Source organism: Kitasatospora albolonga (assembly GCF_039535905.1).
In the GTDB taxonomy this organism is placed as follows: domain Bacteria; phylum Actinomycetota; class Actinomycetes; order Streptomycetales; family Streptomycetaceae; genus Kitasatospora; species Kitasatospora albolonga.
Window position 1 is genome coordinate 75,356 of record NZ_BAAAYB010000143.1, and the last position, 16,640, is coordinate 91,995.

General features: G+C 73.7%; 20 protein-coding genes and 3 pseudogenes. 10 read left to right on the forward strand and 13 right to left on the reverse strand.

Annotated elements, in window-relative coordinates; genetic code table 11:
• Nucleotides 1-70: 70 nt before the first annotated feature.
• The 4 genes and pseudogenes from ABD946_RS34970 to ABD946_RS34985 all read right to left on the reverse strand — a co-directional run.
• Nucleotides 71-524, reverse strand: a pseudogene (locus ABD946_RS34970) (type II toxin-antitoxin system PemK/MazF family toxin).
• Between the two features lie 87 nt (nucleotides 525-611).
• Nucleotides 612-1,565: a PfkB family carbohydrate kinase gene (locus ABD946_RS34980; RefSeq protein WP_425558780.1), complete on the reverse strand. Its 954-nt coding sequence runs from the start codon at nucleotides 1,563-1,565 to the stop codon at nucleotides 612-614.
• A gap of 85 nt (nucleotides 1,566-1,650) precedes the next feature.
• On the reverse strand, nucleotides 1,651-1,965 hold the full coding sequence (locus ABD946_RS43155) for a methyltransferase (protein ID WP_425558781.1): 315 nt from the start codon (nucleotides 1,963-1,965) through the stop codon (nucleotides 1,651-1,653).
• Nucleotides 1,943-2,644 (reverse strand): annotated as a pseudogene (locus tag ABD946_RS34985) (methyltransferase); the annotation flags it as partial. The gene ABD946_RS43155 and the pseudogene ABD946_RS34985, both read right to left, overlap by 23 nt.
• A 138-nt stretch (nucleotides 2,645-2,782) precedes the next feature.
• Here ABD946_RS34985 and ABD946_RS34990 point away from each other — a divergent pair.
• On the forward strand, nucleotides 2,783-3,505 hold the full coding sequence (locus ABD946_RS34990; protein WP_345289705.1) for a siderophore-interacting protein: 723 nt from the start codon (nucleotides 2,783-2,785) through the stop codon (nucleotides 3,503-3,505).
• A gap of 307 nt (nucleotides 3,506-3,812) precedes the next feature.
• Here the strand turns inward: ABD946_RS34990 and ABD946_RS34995 are convergent, their stop codons facing one another.
• Complete coding sequence (locus tag ABD946_RS34995) at nucleotides 3,813-4,073, reverse strand: hypothetical protein (RefSeq protein WP_345289706.1); 261 nt, start codon at nucleotides 4,071-4,073, stop codon at nucleotides 3,813-3,815.
• 22 nt (nucleotides 4,074-4,095) lie between these two features.
• Between ABD946_RS34995 and ABD946_RS35000 the strand changes: the two genes are divergently transcribed.
• Nucleotides 4,096-4,425, forward strand: coding sequence for an HAD-IA family hydrolase (locus tag ABD946_RS35000; RefSeq protein WP_345289707.1), 330 nt, complete (start codon nucleotides 4,096-4,098; stop codon nucleotides 4,423-4,425).
• A 378-nt stretch (nucleotides 4,426-4,803) separates the two neighbouring features.
• On the opposite strand, the gene ABD946_RS35005 is transcribed toward ABD946_RS35000, so the two are convergent.
• Entirely contained in the window at nucleotides 4,804-5,424 is a 621-nt protein-coding gene (locus ABD946_RS35005; RefSeq protein WP_345289709.1) for a DJ-1/PfpI family protein, read from the reverse strand.
• 73 nt (nucleotides 5,425-5,497) lie between these two features.
• On the opposite strand from ABD946_RS35005, the gene ABD946_RS35010 reads away from it, so the two are divergent.
• The gene (locus ABD946_RS35010) at nucleotides 5,498-5,851 is read left to right on the forward strand and encodes a VOC family protein (RefSeq protein ID WP_345289710.1); all 354 of its coding nucleotides are present in this window, start codon (nucleotides 5,498-5,500) and stop codon (nucleotides 5,849-5,851) included.
• Between the two features lie 35 nt (nucleotides 5,852-5,886).
• Here ABD946_RS35010 and ABD946_RS35015 read toward each other — a convergent pair whose 3' ends face one another.
• On the reverse strand, nucleotides 5,887-6,756 hold the full coding sequence (locus ABD946_RS35015; RefSeq protein WP_345289711.1) for a DMT family transporter: 870 nt from the start codon (nucleotides 6,754-6,756) through the stop codon (nucleotides 5,887-5,889).
• A gap of 239 nt (nucleotides 6,757-6,995) precedes the next feature.
• Between ABD946_RS35015 and ABD946_RS35020 the strand changes: the two genes are divergently transcribed.
• Nucleotides 6,996-7,793, forward strand: a complete 798-nt coding sequence (locus tag ABD946_RS35020) for a hypothetical protein (protein WP_345289713.1) — start codon at nucleotides 6,996-6,998, stop codon at nucleotides 7,791-7,793.
• Here the strand turns inward: ABD946_RS35020 and ABD946_RS35025 are convergent.
• Nucleotides 7,754-8,179: a DUF5958 family protein gene (locus ABD946_RS35025; RefSeq protein ID WP_345289714.1), complete on the reverse strand. Its 426-nt coding sequence runs from the start codon at nucleotides 8,177-8,179 to the stop codon at nucleotides 7,754-7,756. The genes ABD946_RS35020 and ABD946_RS35025 overlap by 40 nt on opposite strands.
• Nucleotides 8,180-8,648: 469 nt before the next feature.
• Between ABD946_RS35025 and ABD946_RS35030 the strand changes: the two genes are divergently transcribed.
• From ABD946_RS35030 to ABD946_RS35045, 4 genes are read left to right on the forward strand one after another with little or no spacing between them, the layout of a single operon-like run.
• Nucleotides 8,649-9,746, forward strand: a complete 1,098-nt coding sequence (locus ABD946_RS35030; protein WP_345289715.1) for a hypothetical protein — start codon at nucleotides 8,649-8,651, stop codon at nucleotides 9,744-9,746.
• A 45-nt stretch (nucleotides 9,747-9,791) separates the two neighbouring features.
• Complete coding sequence (locus tag ABD946_RS35035; protein WP_345289716.1) at nucleotides 9,792-10,373, forward strand: DUF6434 domain-containing protein; 582 nt, start codon at nucleotides 9,792-9,794, stop codon at nucleotides 10,371-10,373.
• Nucleotides 10,374-10,377: 4 nt separating this feature from the next.
• Nucleotides 10,378-10,824 carry a helix-turn-helix domain-containing protein gene (locus ABD946_RS35040; RefSeq protein ID WP_345289717.1) on the forward strand — a complete coding sequence of 149 codons (447 nt, stop codon included), beginning with the start codon at nucleotides 10,378-10,380 and terminating at the stop codon, nucleotides 10,822-10,824.
• 10 nt (nucleotides 10,825-10,834) lie between these two features.
• Nucleotides 10,835-11,248, forward strand: a complete 414-nt coding sequence (locus ABD946_RS35045; RefSeq protein WP_345289719.1) for a VOC family protein — start codon at nucleotides 10,835-10,837, stop codon at nucleotides 11,246-11,248.
• A gap of 51 nt (nucleotides 11,249-11,299) precedes the next feature.
• Here ABD946_RS35045 and ABD946_RS35050 read toward each other — a convergent pair whose 3' ends face one another.
• The 4 genes and pseudogenes from ABD946_RS35050 to ABD946_RS35065 all read right to left on the reverse strand — a co-directional run bounded on the left by ABD946_RS35050 (nucleotide 11,300) and on the right by ABD946_RS35065 (nucleotide 13,420).
• Entirely contained in the window at nucleotides 11,300-11,713 is a 414-nt protein-coding gene (locus ABD946_RS35050) for a PPOX class F420-dependent oxidoreductase (RefSeq protein WP_345289720.1), read from the reverse strand.
• A gap of 134 nt (nucleotides 11,714-11,847) precedes the next feature.
• Complete coding sequence (locus ABD946_RS35055) at nucleotides 11,848-12,045, reverse strand: NAD(P)-dependent oxidoreductase (protein WP_345289753.1); 198 nt, start codon at nucleotides 12,043-12,045, stop codon at nucleotides 11,848-11,850.
• Between the two features lie 362 nt (nucleotides 12,046-12,407).
• Nucleotides 12,408-12,485, reverse strand: a pseudogene (locus ABD946_RS35060) (NADH-flavin reductase); the annotation flags it as partial.
• A 29-nt stretch (nucleotides 12,486-12,514) separates the two neighbouring features.
• Nucleotides 12,515-13,420 (reverse strand): EamA family transporter, encoded by a 906-nt coding sequence (locus ABD946_RS35065; protein ID WP_345289721.1) that lies wholly within the window; start codon nucleotides 13,418-13,420, stop codon nucleotides 12,515-12,517.
• Nucleotides 13,421-13,466: 46 nt separating this feature from the next.
• On the opposite strand from ABD946_RS35065, the gene ABD946_RS35070 reads away from it, so the two are divergent.
• Nucleotides 13,467-13,952 carry a MarR family winged helix-turn-helix transcriptional regulator gene (locus ABD946_RS35070; RefSeq protein WP_345289723.1) on the forward strand — a complete coding sequence of 162 codons (486 nt, stop codon included), beginning with the start codon at nucleotides 13,467-13,469 and terminating at the stop codon, nucleotides 13,950-13,952.
• Between the two features lie 121 nt (nucleotides 13,953-14,073).
• Nucleotides 14,074-15,336 carry a serine hydrolase domain-containing protein gene (locus ABD946_RS35075; RefSeq protein ID WP_345289724.1) on the forward strand — a complete coding sequence of 421 codons (1,263 nt, stop codon included), beginning with the start codon at nucleotides 14,074-14,076 and terminating at the stop codon, nucleotides 15,334-15,336.
• Nucleotides 15,337-15,387: 51 nt separating this feature from the next.
• Here the strand turns inward: ABD946_RS35075 and ABD946_RS35080 are convergent, their stop codons facing one another.
• Nucleotides 15,388-16,581, reverse strand: a complete 1,194-nt coding sequence (locus tag ABD946_RS35080) for a C40 family peptidase (RefSeq protein ID WP_345289725.1) — start codon at nucleotides 16,579-16,581, stop codon at nucleotides 15,388-15,390.
• Between the last annotated feature and the right edge of the window lie 59 nt (nucleotides 16,582-16,640).

Consider the following 16,640-nt stretch of genomic DNA (forward strand, 5'->3'; position numbering starts at 1 on the left):
TCCGCTCCTGCCCGCTCGCTCACCCGTCCGGCACCGCCCACGGGCCCCGCGACCAGGCCATTATCCGGCGTCAGCTCCAGCGGTAGCGCCGCCGGAGCGCCTCGACCACCCGGTCGAAGCGGGCCCGGTCCAGGGCACAGGCCTCCCGCCGCATCCCGTCATCGTGGACCCCGCATCACCCGGTCCAGCGCCACCCAGGAGTCCCGCCCCGAGCGGTCCCACGGGCCGGCGCCGATCGGCACCCAGTCGGGATCGTGGTCGTGGCCCTTGCTGGAGAGCATCACCGTGAGCACCGTGCCGCCGGGCTCCCGCGCGACGACCAGGACCGGGCGGTCCTTGCCGCGGCCGTCCCGCTCCTCGTACGGCACCCAGGTCCAGACGATCTCGCCGGGGTCCGGATCGCCGTCGTGGTCCGGGGCGTACTCGGTCCGCACCCGGCCGACCTGGTGCGCCTCGACCTCCACGGTGGCGGACGGGCCGGAACGGCCCGGGGTCTGCTGGTCCTGCTCGGTGGTCTCGGCCATGCCCGCAGGCTAGCCACCCCGGCCGACACCGATCAAGCCTCCCGAGGCCCGGCCTGTCGCCCCGTCAGCCGCCCGCCGGCCCGTCCGTCACCCCGTCAGCTCGGGGCACCGCCCTGCCCGGCGAGGAAGGCGCCCACCTCGGCCCGGGTGGGCAGGGCCCCCTGCGCCCCGCGCCGCGTGGTGGCCAGCGCCCCGACCGCGCAGGCCCGGCGGACCGCCTCGCCGAGTCCGGCGACGCCCTCGGCCCGGGCCACCGCCAGCGCCGCACAGAACGCGTCCCCCGCCCCGACCGCGTCCACCGCCGCCACCGCGAAGGCCGGGACGTGGGCACCGCCCCCGTCCGGGCCGGTGTGCACCGCACCCCCTCGCCCCGAGCGTCACCACCACCTCCGCCGGGCCCAACCTTCCCAGCGCCGCGGGGAGTTCGAGCAGGTCGAGCCCCGCTCCGCCACCCAGCAGGTCCGCCGCCTCCACCTCGTTCACCACCAACACGTCCGCCATCGCGATCAGTTCGCTCAACTCGGCGCCGATCACCCCCGGCAGTGGAGCGGCGTTCAGCACCACCGGCACCCCCGCGGCCTTCGCCAGCCCGGCCGCCGTCAGACAGGTCGCCACCGGGACCTCCAGTTGCAGCAGCATCGCCCCCGCCCCGGCCAGCCGACCGGCCTCGGCCTCCACGCTCTCCGAGTCCAAGTCCGCGTTGGCGCCCGGGGAGACGGTGATGGTGTTCTCCCCCTCCGGGTCGATCACGATCAGCGCAGTCCCGGTGGCGGTCGCCGCCGCCGTCACCGCCGCGACCCCGACCCCGGCCGCCGCCAGCCCCTCCCGCGCGCGGCGGCCGAACGCGTCGTCCCCCACCCGGGCGATCAGCACCGTGGTCACCCCGAGCCGCGCGGCGGCCACCGCCTGGTTGGCTCCCTTGCCGCCGGCGCTCTCCTCCAGCCCGCCACCCGTGACGGTCTCACCCGGCCGGGGCAGGTGCGGCACCCGCACCGCGAGGTCCACGTTCACGCTTCCGACCACGACGACCTTCGCCGGCATGTCCGTCCTCCCGGTGTCCCATCGCTGCTTCCCCGCCCTCCATCGTCCAGGAGCGGCACCCTTCACGGCACCCGGGTGGCCTCGATCACGCACATCGGCCCGCCGGTCTCCCGGATCCGGTCCAGCCGGAAGCCCGCCCCCTCCAGCAGCACCCGCCACTCCTCGCCGGAACGTTCACGGCCGTCAGCATCCCGAGCATGGTGAGGTCCAGCAGCGCGGCCACCTCGGGGGCCTCGCACCGGTCGAGCACCGTCTCCACCAGCACCAGCCGGGCGTGCGGCACGGCGGCCGCCTCGTGCACCCGGGAGAGGATCCGCGCGGCCTCCCCGTCGGACCAGTCGTGCAGGATGAAGCCCGCCACGTAGCAGTCCCGCGGACGGCACCTCGACGAAGAAGTCACCGCCCACCGCCGTGATCCGGTCGTCCACCCCGGCGGCCCGGAGCAGCAGCGGTGCGGCCGCCACCACGTGCGGCAGGTCGAAGACGGTGCCCCGCAGGCGCGGATACCGCCGGGCCAGCGCCGCGAGCACAGCCCCGTCCGCGCCACCGACGTCCACCACCGTGCGGGCGCCGTCCAACTCGACCGCCGAGAAGGCGTCCTGACGGATCGCCCGGGCGAAGTCGGTCATGGCCGCGGTGAAGGTGGCGACCTTCTCCGGATCCTGCGCCAACCACGCGAAGTACGGCATCCCGAACAGGTGGTCCGCGGCCGGCCCGCCCGTCTCCGCCGTCTGCCACAGCTCGGCGAACGCGGGGTAGTGGGTCTCCATCCACATCACCGCGATGCCGCGCACCGACTCCGGCGCCCCGGTGACCAGCGTACGGCCGAGCGGCCCGAGGCCGACCAGCCCGGTGGCCGGGTCCAGGGTGAACACGCCCTGCCCGGCCAGCACCCGGACGATCCTCGCCAGCGGATCCGCCCGGAGCCCGGTGGCGGCCGCCAGCTGCGCCACCGTCCGATCTCCGTCGAGGAGTTGGTCGGCCAGCCCGGCCCGGGCCACGACGTAGACCGCCTGGGAGAGCTGGAACCCGCCGAGCAGCCGGAGCATGGCCAGGGCGGGGGTGGCCGCAGTGTGCATGCCTCAAGCTAGCCAGCCGATGCCCCGTCAGGACGTGGACGCACCAAGGGATCCGCTCCTGTGGCCCGGACAGACCAATCTCGCTTGAGTTAGGTTAGGCTAACCGAACTTCAGCGATCGGAGACAGGGAGCACCCTCATGGGCCACGGTTGGGAAGGCGTCGTCCTCAAGCTGCTGCGCGGCCGGGACTTCACGTTCACGGTGACCGGTGCGGAGCAGGTCACCCCGCACTGCCGCCGCCTCCACCTCACCGACGGCGGCATGCTCGCCGCCACCGGCGTCCACCCCACCATGTGGGTGCGCCTCTGGTTCGACAACGCCGGCCGACCGCACCAGCGCGCCTACACCCTGGTCGACCCCGACCCGGCGGCCGGCACCTTCAGCATCGAGTTCGCCCTCCACGACGGCCCCGCCAGCGACTGGGCCCGCGGCGCCGCCCCCGGCGACACCGTCCACGCCACCCTCCAGGGCTCCGCCTTCACCCTCCCCGCCCCGGCGCCCCGTCACCTCTTCCTGATCGGCGACGCCGCCTCCGCCCCCGCCCTCGGCTCCCTCCTCACCGCCCTGCCCGACACCCCCGCCACCATCTGGCTGGAGACCCAGCACCCTTCCGACCGCGGCCTCCCCCTCCGCACCCGCCCGGACCACCACGACGTCCGCCACGTCCCCCGCGAGGACGCCGGCGCGGCCCTCGCCACCGAGGTCCGCCGCACCCTCCCCACCCTGCTCGGCGACCCCACCGACGCCTACCTCTGGATCGCCTGCGACACCACCACCACCCGCACCCTCGCCACCTTCGCCCGCAAGGAACTCACCCTCCCCAAACCCCGCCTCCACGCCCAGGGCTACTGGCGCCCGTGACCGGGCCCTCCTGCTGAGAGGCCACCTACGGCGACCAGGGGCGCGAGGAACTGCGCGAATCGGAAGACTGCGACCCAAGTGCCGGGTACGGAGAACCACTTGCACGTGAGCCTCCGTCCCCGGCACACGGGCCTCGTCCTCCCGCCTCGCGCAGTTCCTCGCGCCCCCGGGGTGACCACCACCGCGCGCCCACGCGGCGGAGCCGCACATCAGCAGAGCCCCGCGCCCCCGGCATGACCACCACCCGCGCCCCGAGGACGTGCGATACCCCCGTCCTCCCCTGGCGTGATATCCAGACCGGGTGACCTCATCCCCCTTCGACGCCGTCCTCTGCGACTTCGACGGCGTGATCCGCCACTTCGACCAGACCGAGGTCGTCGCCCTCGAACGCGCGGCAGGCCTCCCGGAGGGCAGCACCTACGCCGCCGCCTTCTCCCCCGACCTCGCCCAACCCCTCATCCTCGGCCGCCTCACCAAAGCCGAGTGGGCCGACCTCATCGCCCAGGCCCTCGCGCCCCGCACCGCCGCACCGACGGCCCGCGCCCTCGCCACCCGCCTTCACCACCACGCCCGTCCACGCCGACGCGGCCGTGGTGGCCCTGCTCCGCGAGGTCCGCCTCCATCGGCCCCTGGTCCTGGTGACCAACGGCACCACCTGGACCGACCAGGGCCTCGCCGACCTCGGTCTCACCGACCTCGCCCACCACGTGGTCAACAGCGCCACCTTCGGCACCGCCAAACCCGAACCCGCCATCTACCACCACGCCGCCGCCCGGGCCGGCGCCACCCCCGACCGCTGTCTCTTCATCGACGACAGCCCCAAGAACGTCACCGCCGCGATCGCCCTCGGCATGACGGGCCACCACTACACGACCCCCGACGGCCTCCGCACCGCCCTCGCCCCGCTCCTCCTCGGATGACCACCCACCCCCTCCCCTACGTCGGCCCGCCCGAGCTGCTCCGCCTCCTCCACCCTGCCGCCGAAGGAGCAGCGATACGCTCCCCGGCCGACCTCGACGCCTGGCTCGCCTCCCGCCCCGCCGCCGAGCTCGCCGAGCCCTTCACCCACGTCGTCGACCTGACCGGCCGGCTCCGCCTGGCCGCCCCTGACCGCCGCCCTCGACCGCGCCGGGATCACCCACCCCCCGGACTTCACCCACGCGTTCGTCTTCCGCCGCTGCCCCGCCTGCCGCGAGCTCAACGTCGTCCGCGAGGGCGAGTTCTTCTGCGCCCTCTGTGGGACGCCGCTCCCCACGGAGTGGAACGTCTCCTACCGCGCTGACCACTGACGGGCTCCGCTACCCGAGGGCTCGGGCGCGGGCCACCACCTCCGGGGTCGCCTTCGCCACCGAGCCGGAGTCGTACGGGGGTTGGGGGTCGTACTCGGTGTAGAGCTGGATCGCCCGCGCGGTCACCTCGTCGGTGAGCAGCGCCGCCAGCTGCACCGCCATGTCGATCCCCGAGGACACCCCCGCCGAGGTGATCACCCGGCCCTGGCGGACCACCCGCTCGGCGGTGTAGGTCGCACCGTACGCCTCCAGGTCGGCCACCGCCGCCCAGTGCGTGGTGGCCGTCAGTCCGTCCAGCAGGCCCGCCGCGCCGAGCACCAGCGAACCGGTGCAGACCGAGGTGGTGAACCGGCTGCCCTCGTGCATCCGCCGCACCCACCCCAGGAACTCCTGGTCGGCCGCCATCCGCAGGAAGCTCCCACCACCCGGTACCAGCAGCACGTCACACCGCTCGACCTCCCCGTACGCGGTCGGCACGTGCACCGGCATCGACCCCAACACGTCCTTCACCAGGCCCGGTTCGGCCGTGACGAAGCGCACGGTCGCACCGGGCACGTACGCCAGGATCTCGTACGGTCCGACGGCGTCGAGCGGTTCGAAGTCCTCGAAGAGCGGGATCACGATGTCCATGCCGTGCAGCATAGACACCGCGACCTCCGTGGCCTCCCACCCCTGCGGTCCGGGCACTGGCAGGATGGGACGCATGGAACGTGTGCTTGGCATCGGCGGGTACTTCCTGCGCGCCAACGACCCCGCCGGCCTCAGCGCCTGGTACCGCGACCACCTCGGCCTGGACTCCGACGAGCACGGCCTCTGGCAGCAGCAGCCGGGCCCCACCGTCTTCGCCCCCTTCGAGGCCGACACCGAGTACTTCGGCTCCCGCTCCCAGCAGACCATGCTCAACTTCCGGGTCCGCGACCTGGAGGCGATGCTCGCCCAGCTCCGCGCCAAGGGCGCCGACGTCTCCGAGGAGACCCAGTCCATGGACGGCGTCGGCCACTTCGGCTGGGTCACCGACCCCGAGGGCAACCGCATCGAACTCTGGCAGCCCGCCTGACGCCTGCGGCGACCGACACCGTCCACGGCCTGCCCTCATTCCTGGCGGCGCGTCAGGGCGACGACGGCGGTGAGCAGCAGGGCCGAGCCGGCCGCCACCGTCCAGGTGAGCGGCTCACCGAAGCAGGCGACGCCGAGGAGCGCGGCGGTGGCCGGTTCGAGCAGGACCAGGACGGCGGCGGTCGCGCCCGGGACGGTGGCGAGGCCCGCGAAGTACCAGCGGTAGGCGATCAGGGTCGGGACGGTCCCCAGGAAGAGGAGTGCGGCGGCGGTCGGCACCGGCTGCCCCGCGCTCGGCAGCACGCCGCCCTCCAGCAGCAGCGCCACCGGCAGCAGGCAGGCCAGCCCCGTCCCGAACGCCCCCGCCGAGGCACGGGCGGTGCCGCCGCCCCGGGCCCAGAGCGTGAGTCCGCTGTGCGCGGCGCCGGAGAGCAGCGCGAGTCCGACGCCGAGCAGCGGGCGCGGCCCCGCCGCCGGGGCGGCGGTGAGCAGCACCAGCCCGCCGAGCGCCAGCCCGTTGGCGGCCAGCGCCCGGCGGGTGAGGCGTTCGCCGAGCAGCAGGTGGGCGCCGAGGCTGGTGAACACGGGCCCGGCGCCGATGGTGATCAGGGTGGCCAGCCCCAGGCCCGCGTACCGGACCGAGGCGAAGTAGGCGCACTGACCCACCATCAGTCCGATCCCGGTGAGCACGGCGGCCCGCCATCCGCCGGACCTCTCCCGGGCGGGGAGCAGCAGCAGGCAGCCGGCCGCGACGGCGAACCGCCAGGCGCAGACGGCGATGGGGCCGAGCCCGGCGGTGTTCATCAGCAGGGCCGCGACGGCCCCGCCCGCGCCCCAGGCGACGGCGGCGGCGGAAATGGACAGCACACCGTGCCGGTACGGCACGGTGGCGGCATGCGTGGTCATGGCGTTCGTTCTCCACGGAAGAGGCGCCGGGCTCGGCCCGGCCGGATCAGGTCCACCCCGTGCGGGCGCCACTCACCGGCCCGACGGCCGTGGAAGGCCGTCCGGCACCTGTCAGGGAGTCAGCCGCCCGCTAGCGGACGGGCGGCGGAGGAAGGATCCGGGAACGCATGGGCCCCACCGTACACGGCCCGCCCCACCGCCCGGCCTCGCTGTCACCGCCCACTGCCAGACTTCCGCCCATGCCCCTCACCAACCTGACCTTCGAGGAGTGGCGGTCCTTCGACCTGCCCACCGCCCTGCGCACCGCCCGCGAGGCCGCCGCCCTGACCGGCAGTCACCTGGTCTCCGTGGAGACCGTCCACCACCTCGGCCGCCCCTTCCACCGCGCGCTGATGGAACGCGCCGACCAGGCCTTCGCCCTCGTCCCCGGCGGCGAGGTCACCCTCGGCCTGGAGCTCGACGCGTGGCAGCCTGCGCCAGGGCAGGAGGAGGACTACCAGGCCAGCGTGGACCAGGGCTTCGGCCACGCGGACGACCTGCGGGGCCACCTCGCCCACATGCTCAGCCCGTACCGGCAGGTGACCGTCCCGACCGTGCTGATGGCCGTCGAGGACGAGGAGTTCGGCGAGGAGCCGGAGGGCGCCGCCGAGGCCCTGGCCGCCCGCGGCCTGCGGCTCCCGACCCCCGACGAGTGGGAGCACGCCTGCGGCGCCGGTGCCCGCACCCTCTTCCGCTGGGGCGACACCTGCCCCCTCGACCGCATCCCGTACCACTCCCCCGACGGCCCCCAGCACCGCCCCAACGCCCTCGGCCTGCACATCGCCTACGACCCCTACCGCACCGAACTCACCACCGACCCCGCCTCGGTGTACGGCGGCGACGGCGGCGAAGCCACCTGCGGCGGCTACGGCACCCTCCTCGCCTGGCTCCCCCTCGCCACCTCCCACCGCAACCCCGACTACGCCGCCTGGCTGCACAACCCCGACGGCGACGCCTTCTACGAGGACACCTCCACCCGCCCGGTGCTCCCGCTCTGAGGCCCCGGGTGGTGCCAGTCGTGCGAGCAGCCGCCCACGCAGTACAGCGCCCGCCGCCGCTCGTCGGCGACGGCCAGCAGCGCCACCAACAGCCGGAAGGACTTGACCCGTTCGTCCTGCGGCAGCCCGACGATCTTCGCCAACTGCTCCGGCAGGCGCCCCCGCACCACCAGCACCGCGGGCGTGTGGGTGGGCTTGATCCCCGCCCTGCGGATGCTCTCCGGCCCGTCCTCGGTGACCGCCCGCGCCTGCAGGCAGTACTCCGTCAGCAGCCGCAACACCCCCACCTGCTCGGGCCCCGCCATCGCCCCGAACCACCCGACGCCCTCCTCCGGCGTCCGGGCCCCCTGCGCCAACTCGTTCACCATGACCGAGCGTTCGTCCATCCCACCCACCTCCACGTCTTCGCCCGCACACTCCGACGGAGCCCCGTCACTCCGCCCTCCGGGCCCCGGACGGTACGTGCGCCGCGGTGGCGGCCGCAATCGACTTGTCGTGCGGGGCCTCGGGAGCGGGCCCCGTCCTCCGCGACCAGTGTTCGGATTACGGCCGCGTGTCCCGGCCGTGGGTCGTACGGTGGTGGGCGGCTGCACCGAGCAGTGAGCCGACGACGACCGAGTGACCGGGCGAGGGCGGGTGTCCCGTTCCGGTCGCGTGCCGGTCGGGCCTGCGGACGCGGTTCCGCAGCGGGGGAACGACGACGTGCCGGGGGGCGGGTTGCCGTAGACGCGCGTGGTGGTGAGGGGCCTGTCCCTCACGCCGCCACGCCGCGCACGGCTGCCCCGACCACCGGATGCCGGAGCCGCTCGGTGCGGGCCGCAGGGATCACCGTCGGCGCGTTCGTCCGGAAGGGACATGATGAGCACCCACACCCCGCCCGCCCCGTACCCGTACCTGCTCGGCTGGTTCACCGCGGGGGCGCCCGACGCCGCCCTGCTCGCCGAGGAGCTCGAGCTCATGGCGCAGGGGCCGCACTACGAGCGGCTGCTGACGGCCCTCCGCCTCCACGACGAGCTGGACCACTTCCGGGCCGCCCTGCTGGTGGCCTTCCCCGAACTCGACCTGGCCGTGCCGCAGTTCCTCGCGTCCCAGCAGCCGCTGACCGCCCTGGCGAGCCCCGAGCTGAAGGCCGTCGGCGTGGCCTGTCTGACCGCGATCGCGCTCGGCTTGCCGGAGCCGGCCTTCGACCCCAAGCTCTTCACCTCGACCGAGGCGGGCCTGTTCTACGACAAGGTGCCCGTCTTCGGCACGGTCGACGGCGACCGCCGCCGGGTGTTCGTCTCCGCCAAGGGGAAGCTCTACGTCGTCAGCGACGACCACGACTTCAAGGGCTGGCTGCAGCGAGCGAAGACCGACCTGGCCGTGAAGGACGTCCTCGGCGTGGCGCCCGACCCGCACGAGAGCGGGTACAACGCCCTGGAGGCGGTCGGCAAGGTGACCTGGGACGTCTCGTACGGGGAGTTCAGCACGCCCGTGCTGCTGCTGCAGGCGATCGCGAAGAGCGAGGCGTTCGCGAAGGTGGCCTGGGGAGCCCCGACCTGCCACTCCGGATGGGTGGCCTCGCTGATGCCGACGCTCGTCACCTGGGGCACCATCCGGACCCCGGGGAAGACGCTGACGATCGGTCAGAACGTCCACAGCGCCGGGCTGATCGGCAGCGCCTGGATCAAGGGCCTGACCGGGGCCGACTGCAAGCAGGCGCAGTTCCCCCCTCACTGGGAGGTCGGGGTCAGGACCACGCTGCTCCCGCAGGCCGCAGCGAGCACCGACCTCACGACCGTCGCCGTCTTCTGCACCTACCTGAAGCAGAAGAACTTCAAGCCTGCGGGCCAGGCCCCGAAGGCGGAGCGGGAGAAGCGGATCGCCTTCCTCGTCGCCAACCGTTCGGTGGCGGAGAAGGAGGCCCTGCGGAAGCTGCCCAATATCGACGCCTACTACGGTCACCTGTTCTGATCCTCGGCGCAGGCGGCGGCCCGCGCACCGGATAGGGTCGCGGCCATGGACGCACCGCCCCGGCCCGACCTCACCACCGCGCTCTCCGGTGCCGAGCTGCGCCGTTGGTACTGGACGCTGGACGAACTCGCTTCCCTCGCCCGGGCGATGGGCGTCGCCCGGGGCGGCGGCAAGGCCGCGCTCACCGAGCGCCTTGCCGCCGCCCTGGACGGACGGCCCGCCCCCGCGGCGCCCCGGCCGCCCCGGGCCGGCCGGCAGTTGGCCGGGCCCTTGGACGAGGCGACCGTGATTCCGGCGGGGCAGCGGTGCAGTCAGGTGCTGCGGGCGTACTTCGAGCGGGAGATCGGTCCCGGGTTCCACTTCGACGCGGCGATGCGGGCGTTCGTGGCCGAGGGGGCGGGGCGGACCCTCGGGGAGGCGGTACTGCACTGGTACGGGACCCGGGCGGAGATGGCGCGGCCGCAGGAGGTCGGGGAGCAGTTCGAGTTCAACCGGTTCCTGCGGGAGTGGCACGCCGAGCACCCCGCCCGGTCCCGCGCCGAGGCCGTGGCGGCCTGGCAGGCGCACCGGGCCCTCCCCCGCGAGCTGCGGGAACGCGCGGCGCGCGGAGACGCTGTGGGAGGGTGATCCCATGAGCAACCTGGAGGACCTGGCCCGGCTGCGGCGGGCCCGCGACCAGATGGACCGCGACTACGCGCAGCCGCTGGACGTGGCCGCACTGGCCCGCACCGCGCTGATGTCGGAGGGCCACTTCTCCCGGAGCTTCCGGGCCGCCTTCGGGGAGACGCCGTACAGCTACCTGATGACCCGTCGGATCGAGCGGGCCAAGGCGCTGCTGCGGCGCGGGGACCTGAGCGTGACGGAGGTCTGCTTCGAGGTGGGCTGTACCTCGCTCGGTTCGTTCAGCTCGCGCTTCACCGAGCTGGTCGGGGAGAGCCCGAGCGCGTACCGGGCGCGGGAGCACGTGGACGAGTCGGCCATCCCCTCCTACATCGCCAAGATGTACCTGCGGCCGGTCCGTACGCCGCCCGCGAAGGCGGTCAGGAATGGAGAAGCAGATCCGCGGGCCCGCCCGTAGCGTGGGGCCCATGAACATCACGCTCTCCCAGACCTTCATCGCCGTCGACGACCACGACGCGGCGATCGCCTTCTACCGGGACGCCCTCGGCTTCGAGGTGCGCAACGACGTCTCCTTCGAGGGGATGCGCTGGGTGACGGTCGGCTCGCCGGCCCAGCCCGACGTGTCGATCGTGCTGGAGCCGCCGCTGGCGGACCCGAACGCCTCGGCAGCCGACCGCGAGACCATGGCCGAGGTGCTGGCCAAGGGCCTGCTGCGCGGCGCGATCTTCGCCACCGACGACGTGGACGCCACCTTCGAGCGGATCCGGGCCACCGGTGCCGAGGTGCTCCAGGAGCCGGTGGACCAGCCGTACGGCGTGCGCGACTGCGCGTTCCGCGACCCGTCGGGCAACGCGCTGCGTTTCAACCAGCCGAAGAAGTAGCCCGGACGAGGCCGGCCGCCCTCCGACACGGGAGGGCGGCCGACGTCGTCGTCAGACCCGGGCGAGCGAGCCGAGCACCCGCTCCGGGGTGATCCGGATCGCCACCCGCTGGACCTCGGGCGGGAGTTCGAGGTACTCGCGGCCGGCGCCCGGCCCCTCGTACAGCTCGGCGACCGTCACCGCCAGGGCCCGGCCCGCGTCCTCGGTGACGGTGGCCCGGCCGCGGAGCTCCACGTAGCGCAGCGGATCGGCCGGGTCGTAGACGATCACGCTGGCCCGCGGGTCGCGCTCGAGGTTGCGGACCTTGCGGAGTCCGGCCGTGGAGGAGATCAGCAGGTCGTCGCCGTCGCGCCCGACCCAGACCACCGAGGTCTGCGGCGCGCCGTCGGGGTTCACGGTGGCGAGCACGGCCACCACCGGGGCATCCAGGAGTGCGCGGACGGCATCGTTCAAGATCACTGTCATGGACCCGACCCTAGCCCGACGGGACGTCAGGGGTCGACCCCCGTCCGACCCCTGACGTCCCGTCGGCGTGCCCCTCTTCCCCGCCACCGGAAGCGGGCCGGGAGTGCAGGAGACCTTCACGCTCCCGGCCCCCGTCAGTACCCGACGGTGAAGCGGGTGCGGTGGTGCCGCGGCCGCTCCGCCTCGTCGAGCAGGGCGACGGCCACGTCCTCCATGGAGATGGCGGAGTTGCCCTCGGCGTCGACGACCAGCTCGTCCGTGCCGAGGCGGTAGCTGCCGGTGCGCTCGCCGGGCTCCAGGACGGCGGCCGGGCTGAGGTAGGCCCAGTCCACGGTGTCGTCCGCGAGGGCAGGCGGCCAGCTGCTCGTTGCAGGCCAGGGCGATCGGCCGCCAGGAGGGCGGGAAGTCGGGGCCGTCGATCACGGTCAGCCCGCCGCCGGGCAGCAGCAGACTGCCAGCGCCGCCGAGCAGGAGCAGGCGGGCTCCGCTCTTGGCCAGCCCGGCGAGCAGCGCGCGGGTGACGGCGGCGTGCTCCTCCTCCCGGCCGGGGACGGGGCGGGTGGCGCCGATGACCACGTCCTGACCCTCGGTCAGTTCCGCGATCCGGTCGGGATCGAGGGCGTCGCCGCTGCGGTGGGCGGGCCCCGGGGTGCAGGTCGGGGTAGCGCTCGGGCGAGCGGACCACGGCGGTGACCTCGTGGCCTCGGGCGACGGCCTCGGTGACGATCCGGCTGCCGGCCGCTCCGGCGGCTCCGAAGACGGTGATGCGCATGGTGGTGTCCTCCTGGGACGAGGGTGGGTTCAGCGGTCGGCGAGGACGCGGGCCGGTGCCGGGGCCTCGGCGGCGGGCGGCCGGGGGCCGGACCGGGCGGCGAGGACGACGGCGCCCAGCGCCAGGGCGGCGCCGAGGAGTTGGGCGGGCGCCAGGCTCTGGCCGAGCACGATCCAGCCGAGCAGGGCGGCGACCAGCGGGCTGAGCAGGCCGAGGAAGGTCACCTCGTTGGGCGAGAGCACCTTGATGCCGCGGAACCAGAGCACGTACGCGACGGCCGCGCCGATCAGGCCGAGGTAGGCGTAGCCGAGCAGGTTCCGGTCGGTCAGCGAGGGGGGCGGCGGGCCCTCGACGAACAGGGCCACCGGGACCAACAGCAGGCCGCCGGCGACCAGTTGCCAGCCGGTGGTGGCCAGCAGCGGGGCCGGGGAGGTCCAGCGCTTGCTGAGCACCACGCCGGTGGCCATCACGGCTGCGCCGCCCAGGGCCGCCGCCACGCCGACGGCGTCCAGCTCGGCGTCCGCCCGCAGGACCAGCAGGGCGACGCCGGCGATGCCGACCACGGCGGAGAGCAGGGTGCGCAGGGTGAAGCGCTGGCCGAGCAGGGCGGCGGAGAGGCCGGCCACCAGCAGCGGCTGCACGGAGCCGACGGTGGCGGCGACGCCGCCGGGCAGGCGGTAGGCCGAGACGAACAGCAGGGCCAGGAAGAGGCCGATGTTCAGGGTGCCGAGCACCATCGCCTTCCACCACCAACTGCCCTTCGGCAGCTGCCTGGTGACGGCGACCAGCAGGAGGCCGGCGGGTAACGCGCGGAGCACCGCGGCCAGCAGCGGGCGTCCGGGCGGGAGCAGTTCGGTGGTGACCAGGTAGGTGGAGCCCCAGACGGCGGGGGCCAGGGCGGTGAGCAGGAGCGCTGCGGTCCGATCTCTTAGCACTAAGCAAACATATCTCACCGCTAAGAGATGTCGCTAGACTTTTCCCATGACCGATCACGTGGACCAGGTACTCGCGCAGTGGGCCGCGCAGCGGCCCGACCTCGACGTCTCGCCGATGGCGGTGATCGGCCGCCTCAAGCAGCTCACCGCCCGGGTGGAGGGCGAGCTCAAGCGCACCTTCGCCGCCCACGGCCTGGACACGCCCTCCTTCGACGTGCTCGCCACCCTGCGCCGCAACGGGCCCGAACACCCGCTCACCCCGGCCGAGTTGATGCGCTCGATGATGGTCACCTCCGGCGCCGTCACCCAGCGCCTGGACCGCCTCCAGGAGCGCGGCCTGATCCGCCGCACCCCCAGCCCCACCGACGGCCGGGTCGTCCTGGTCGCCCTCACCGAGGCCGGCCTCACCCTGGTCGACGAGACCCTCCCCGACCACCTCGCCACCGAACAACGCCTGCTCGCCCCCCTCCCCACCGCCGACCGCGACCAGCTCGCCACCCTGCTGAGAACTCTCCTGGAGGGCCTGGACTGACGCTCTCCGCCGCGCTCCCGCCACGCCCTCCGATGGCGCAACGTGCGCCGGTCCGCCCCCGGCCGGGGCTGAATGGACCCCGCACGAGGACGACCACCCCTGCGGCGAACGGGTAGCACGCATGCACATCGAGGCCACGACGAGACCGAAGCCCGACGGACGACGAGGACGGAGGTGGCGTTCGGCGCTGCTGGCGGCCGCGCTGGTCGGGTCACTGGCCGCCCCTGCGGCCACCTCCGCCGTGGCGAAGCCGCTGCCCGCGCCCGTGCCCGTGGTGCGGCTGGCGGGCCAGGACGCCCCCTCGAACGAGCAGCTGACGCAGGATCTGATCGCGCTGATGCAGCGGCTGCGGATCCCGGGGGCGCTGGTGGCGGTCACCACGCCGGAGCGCGGGACCTGGACCACCGCGCTGGGCACCTCGGACCTGACCACCGGCAAGCCGATCGAGACGGCCGACCACCTGCGGGTCGGGAGCATCACCAAGACCTTCACCGGCACGGTGATCCTCCAGCTGGTCCAGGAGGGCCTGCTCGGTCTGGACGACCCGGTGAGTGCCCACCACCCCGGGGTGCCGAACGGCGACTGCATCACGATCCGTCAGCTGCTCAACATGACCAGCGGGCTCTACAACTACTCCGAGGACCCGGGCTTCAACCAGCGCCTGGACGAGGAGCCCGAGGCGGTCTGGACGCCGCAGGAGCTGCTCGACCTGGCCTACTCGCACGACGTGTACTTCCCGCCCGGCCAGGGCTTCCACTACTCCAACACCAACACCGTGATCCTCGGCCTGATCGCCGAGCACCTCACCCACCAGCCGCTCGCCGAGCTGTTCCGGCAGCGGATCTTCCAGCCGGTCGGCATGCCGGGCAGCAGCCTGGAGAACGGCGCCGGGATCCCGGAGCCGAACGCCCGCGGCTACCAGTTCATCACCAACGTGGAGAGCCTCACCGCCCCGACCCTGACCGGCCAGGACGCCGCCTGGGCGGACTGGTCGGCGGGCAACCCGTACGACGTCACCCGGGTCGACGCCTCCTGGGCCTGGGCCGCCGGCGCGGCCGCCTCCACCCTGGGCGACCTGCAGCGCTGGGCCCCGGCGCTGGCCACCGGCACCCTGCTGTCGCCCGAACTCCAGCACGAGCGGCTGCAGTTCGTGCCGACCTCGGACCTTCCGGGTGCCCCGCGCTACGGACTCGGCATCGCCGAGTTCTTCGGCTTCCTCGGCCACGACGGGCAGATCCCCGGCTACACCAGCTTCATGGGCTACCACCCGGAGCACCGCGCCACCGTCGTGGTGCTGGCCAACCTCAACCAGTCCCCCGACGGCACCGCGCCGGCCAACGAGCTGGCCAAGCTGCTGATCGCGGAACTCTTCCCGAAGAAGTAGGCCGACCACTGGTGGGGTCCCGCCGAGCGGCAGGGCCCCACCCGCCTGCCGTCAGCAGTTCGGGATGACGGTGCCGTTGTTGTCCTTGGCCACGTCGTTGCCCCAGCGCGACAGGTAGAACGCCGACACCCACTGACCCCCCGGCCCCACGTCCGGATCCGTCTTCAGCCACCAGTGGTTGAAGGACGAGCCCGACGCCACCTCACGCCCCCATGCCTTGCAGAACACGTAGTTGGTGCCCTGGTACAGCGTGCCCGTGGCACTGGTGGAGCTGGGCGAGGCGAAGACCGAGGCGTTCGAGAAGGTGTCCACCCAGTACTTCCCGGTGGCCGGCGGCGCTCCGCCGCCCGCGCAGTCGGGGATGACGGTGCCGTTGTTGTCCTTGGCCACGTCGTTGCCCCAGCGCGACAGGTAGAACGCCGACACCCACTGGCCCCCCGGCCCCACGTCCGGATCCGTCTTCAGCCACCAGTGGTTGAAGGACGAGCCCGACGCCACCTCACGCCCCCACGCCTTGCAGAACACGTAGTTGGTGCCCTGGTACAGCGTGCCGGTCTGGGTGGTGGAGGTCGGCGAGCCGTAGACCGGGGCGTTGGCGAAGGTGTCGACCCAGTACTGGCCCGGCGTGGTGGGCGGGTTGGGGCTGCCGCCGCCGGGGCCGTAGAGGCGGATCGCGCCGTAGTAGTCACCGTGCGAGGAGAGTGCGGCGACCTGGACGTAGCCGCCGGAGTACGGGGCCTCCGCGATGTAGCCGTTGCCCAGGTACATCGCGACGTGGTGGATGGTGGAGGGCGAGCCGCCGAAGAACACCAGGTCACCGGGGAGCAGCGGGGCGGTTCCGTCGGAGCGGTAGTAGCGGGCCACCGCCCGCGAGGAGGGCCACTGGGTGTAGGTGGTGCCGTTGATGACGTCGGCGCCGACCGCCAGGTAGTAGGCGTAGCGGACGAAGCCGGAGCAGTCGAGACCCCGGACGTGGCAGTCGTTCGGCGCGCCGTTGGAGGCGTCGCAGATTCCGTAGCTCGGGCCGGGCTGGCTGCCGTGGCCGCCGCCCCAGGAGTAGGGGGTGCCGATCTGGCCGCAGGCGGCGTTGACGGCGGCGACGGCCTGGGTGGCCGCGCCGGAGGAGAGCACGCCGCAGGCGGGGGCGGCCTGGGCCGGCTGGACGCCGGCGAAGAAGACCGCGAAGGAGGCGAGCACCGAGAGCAGGGCAGCGGTGCGCAGTGGACGAAGGAGCCAGCGTGCCAAGGGCGTTACGCGCGTAGTCACAGGGCCGTCCCGAACTGTCGTGGGGGCTGGGATTGGTG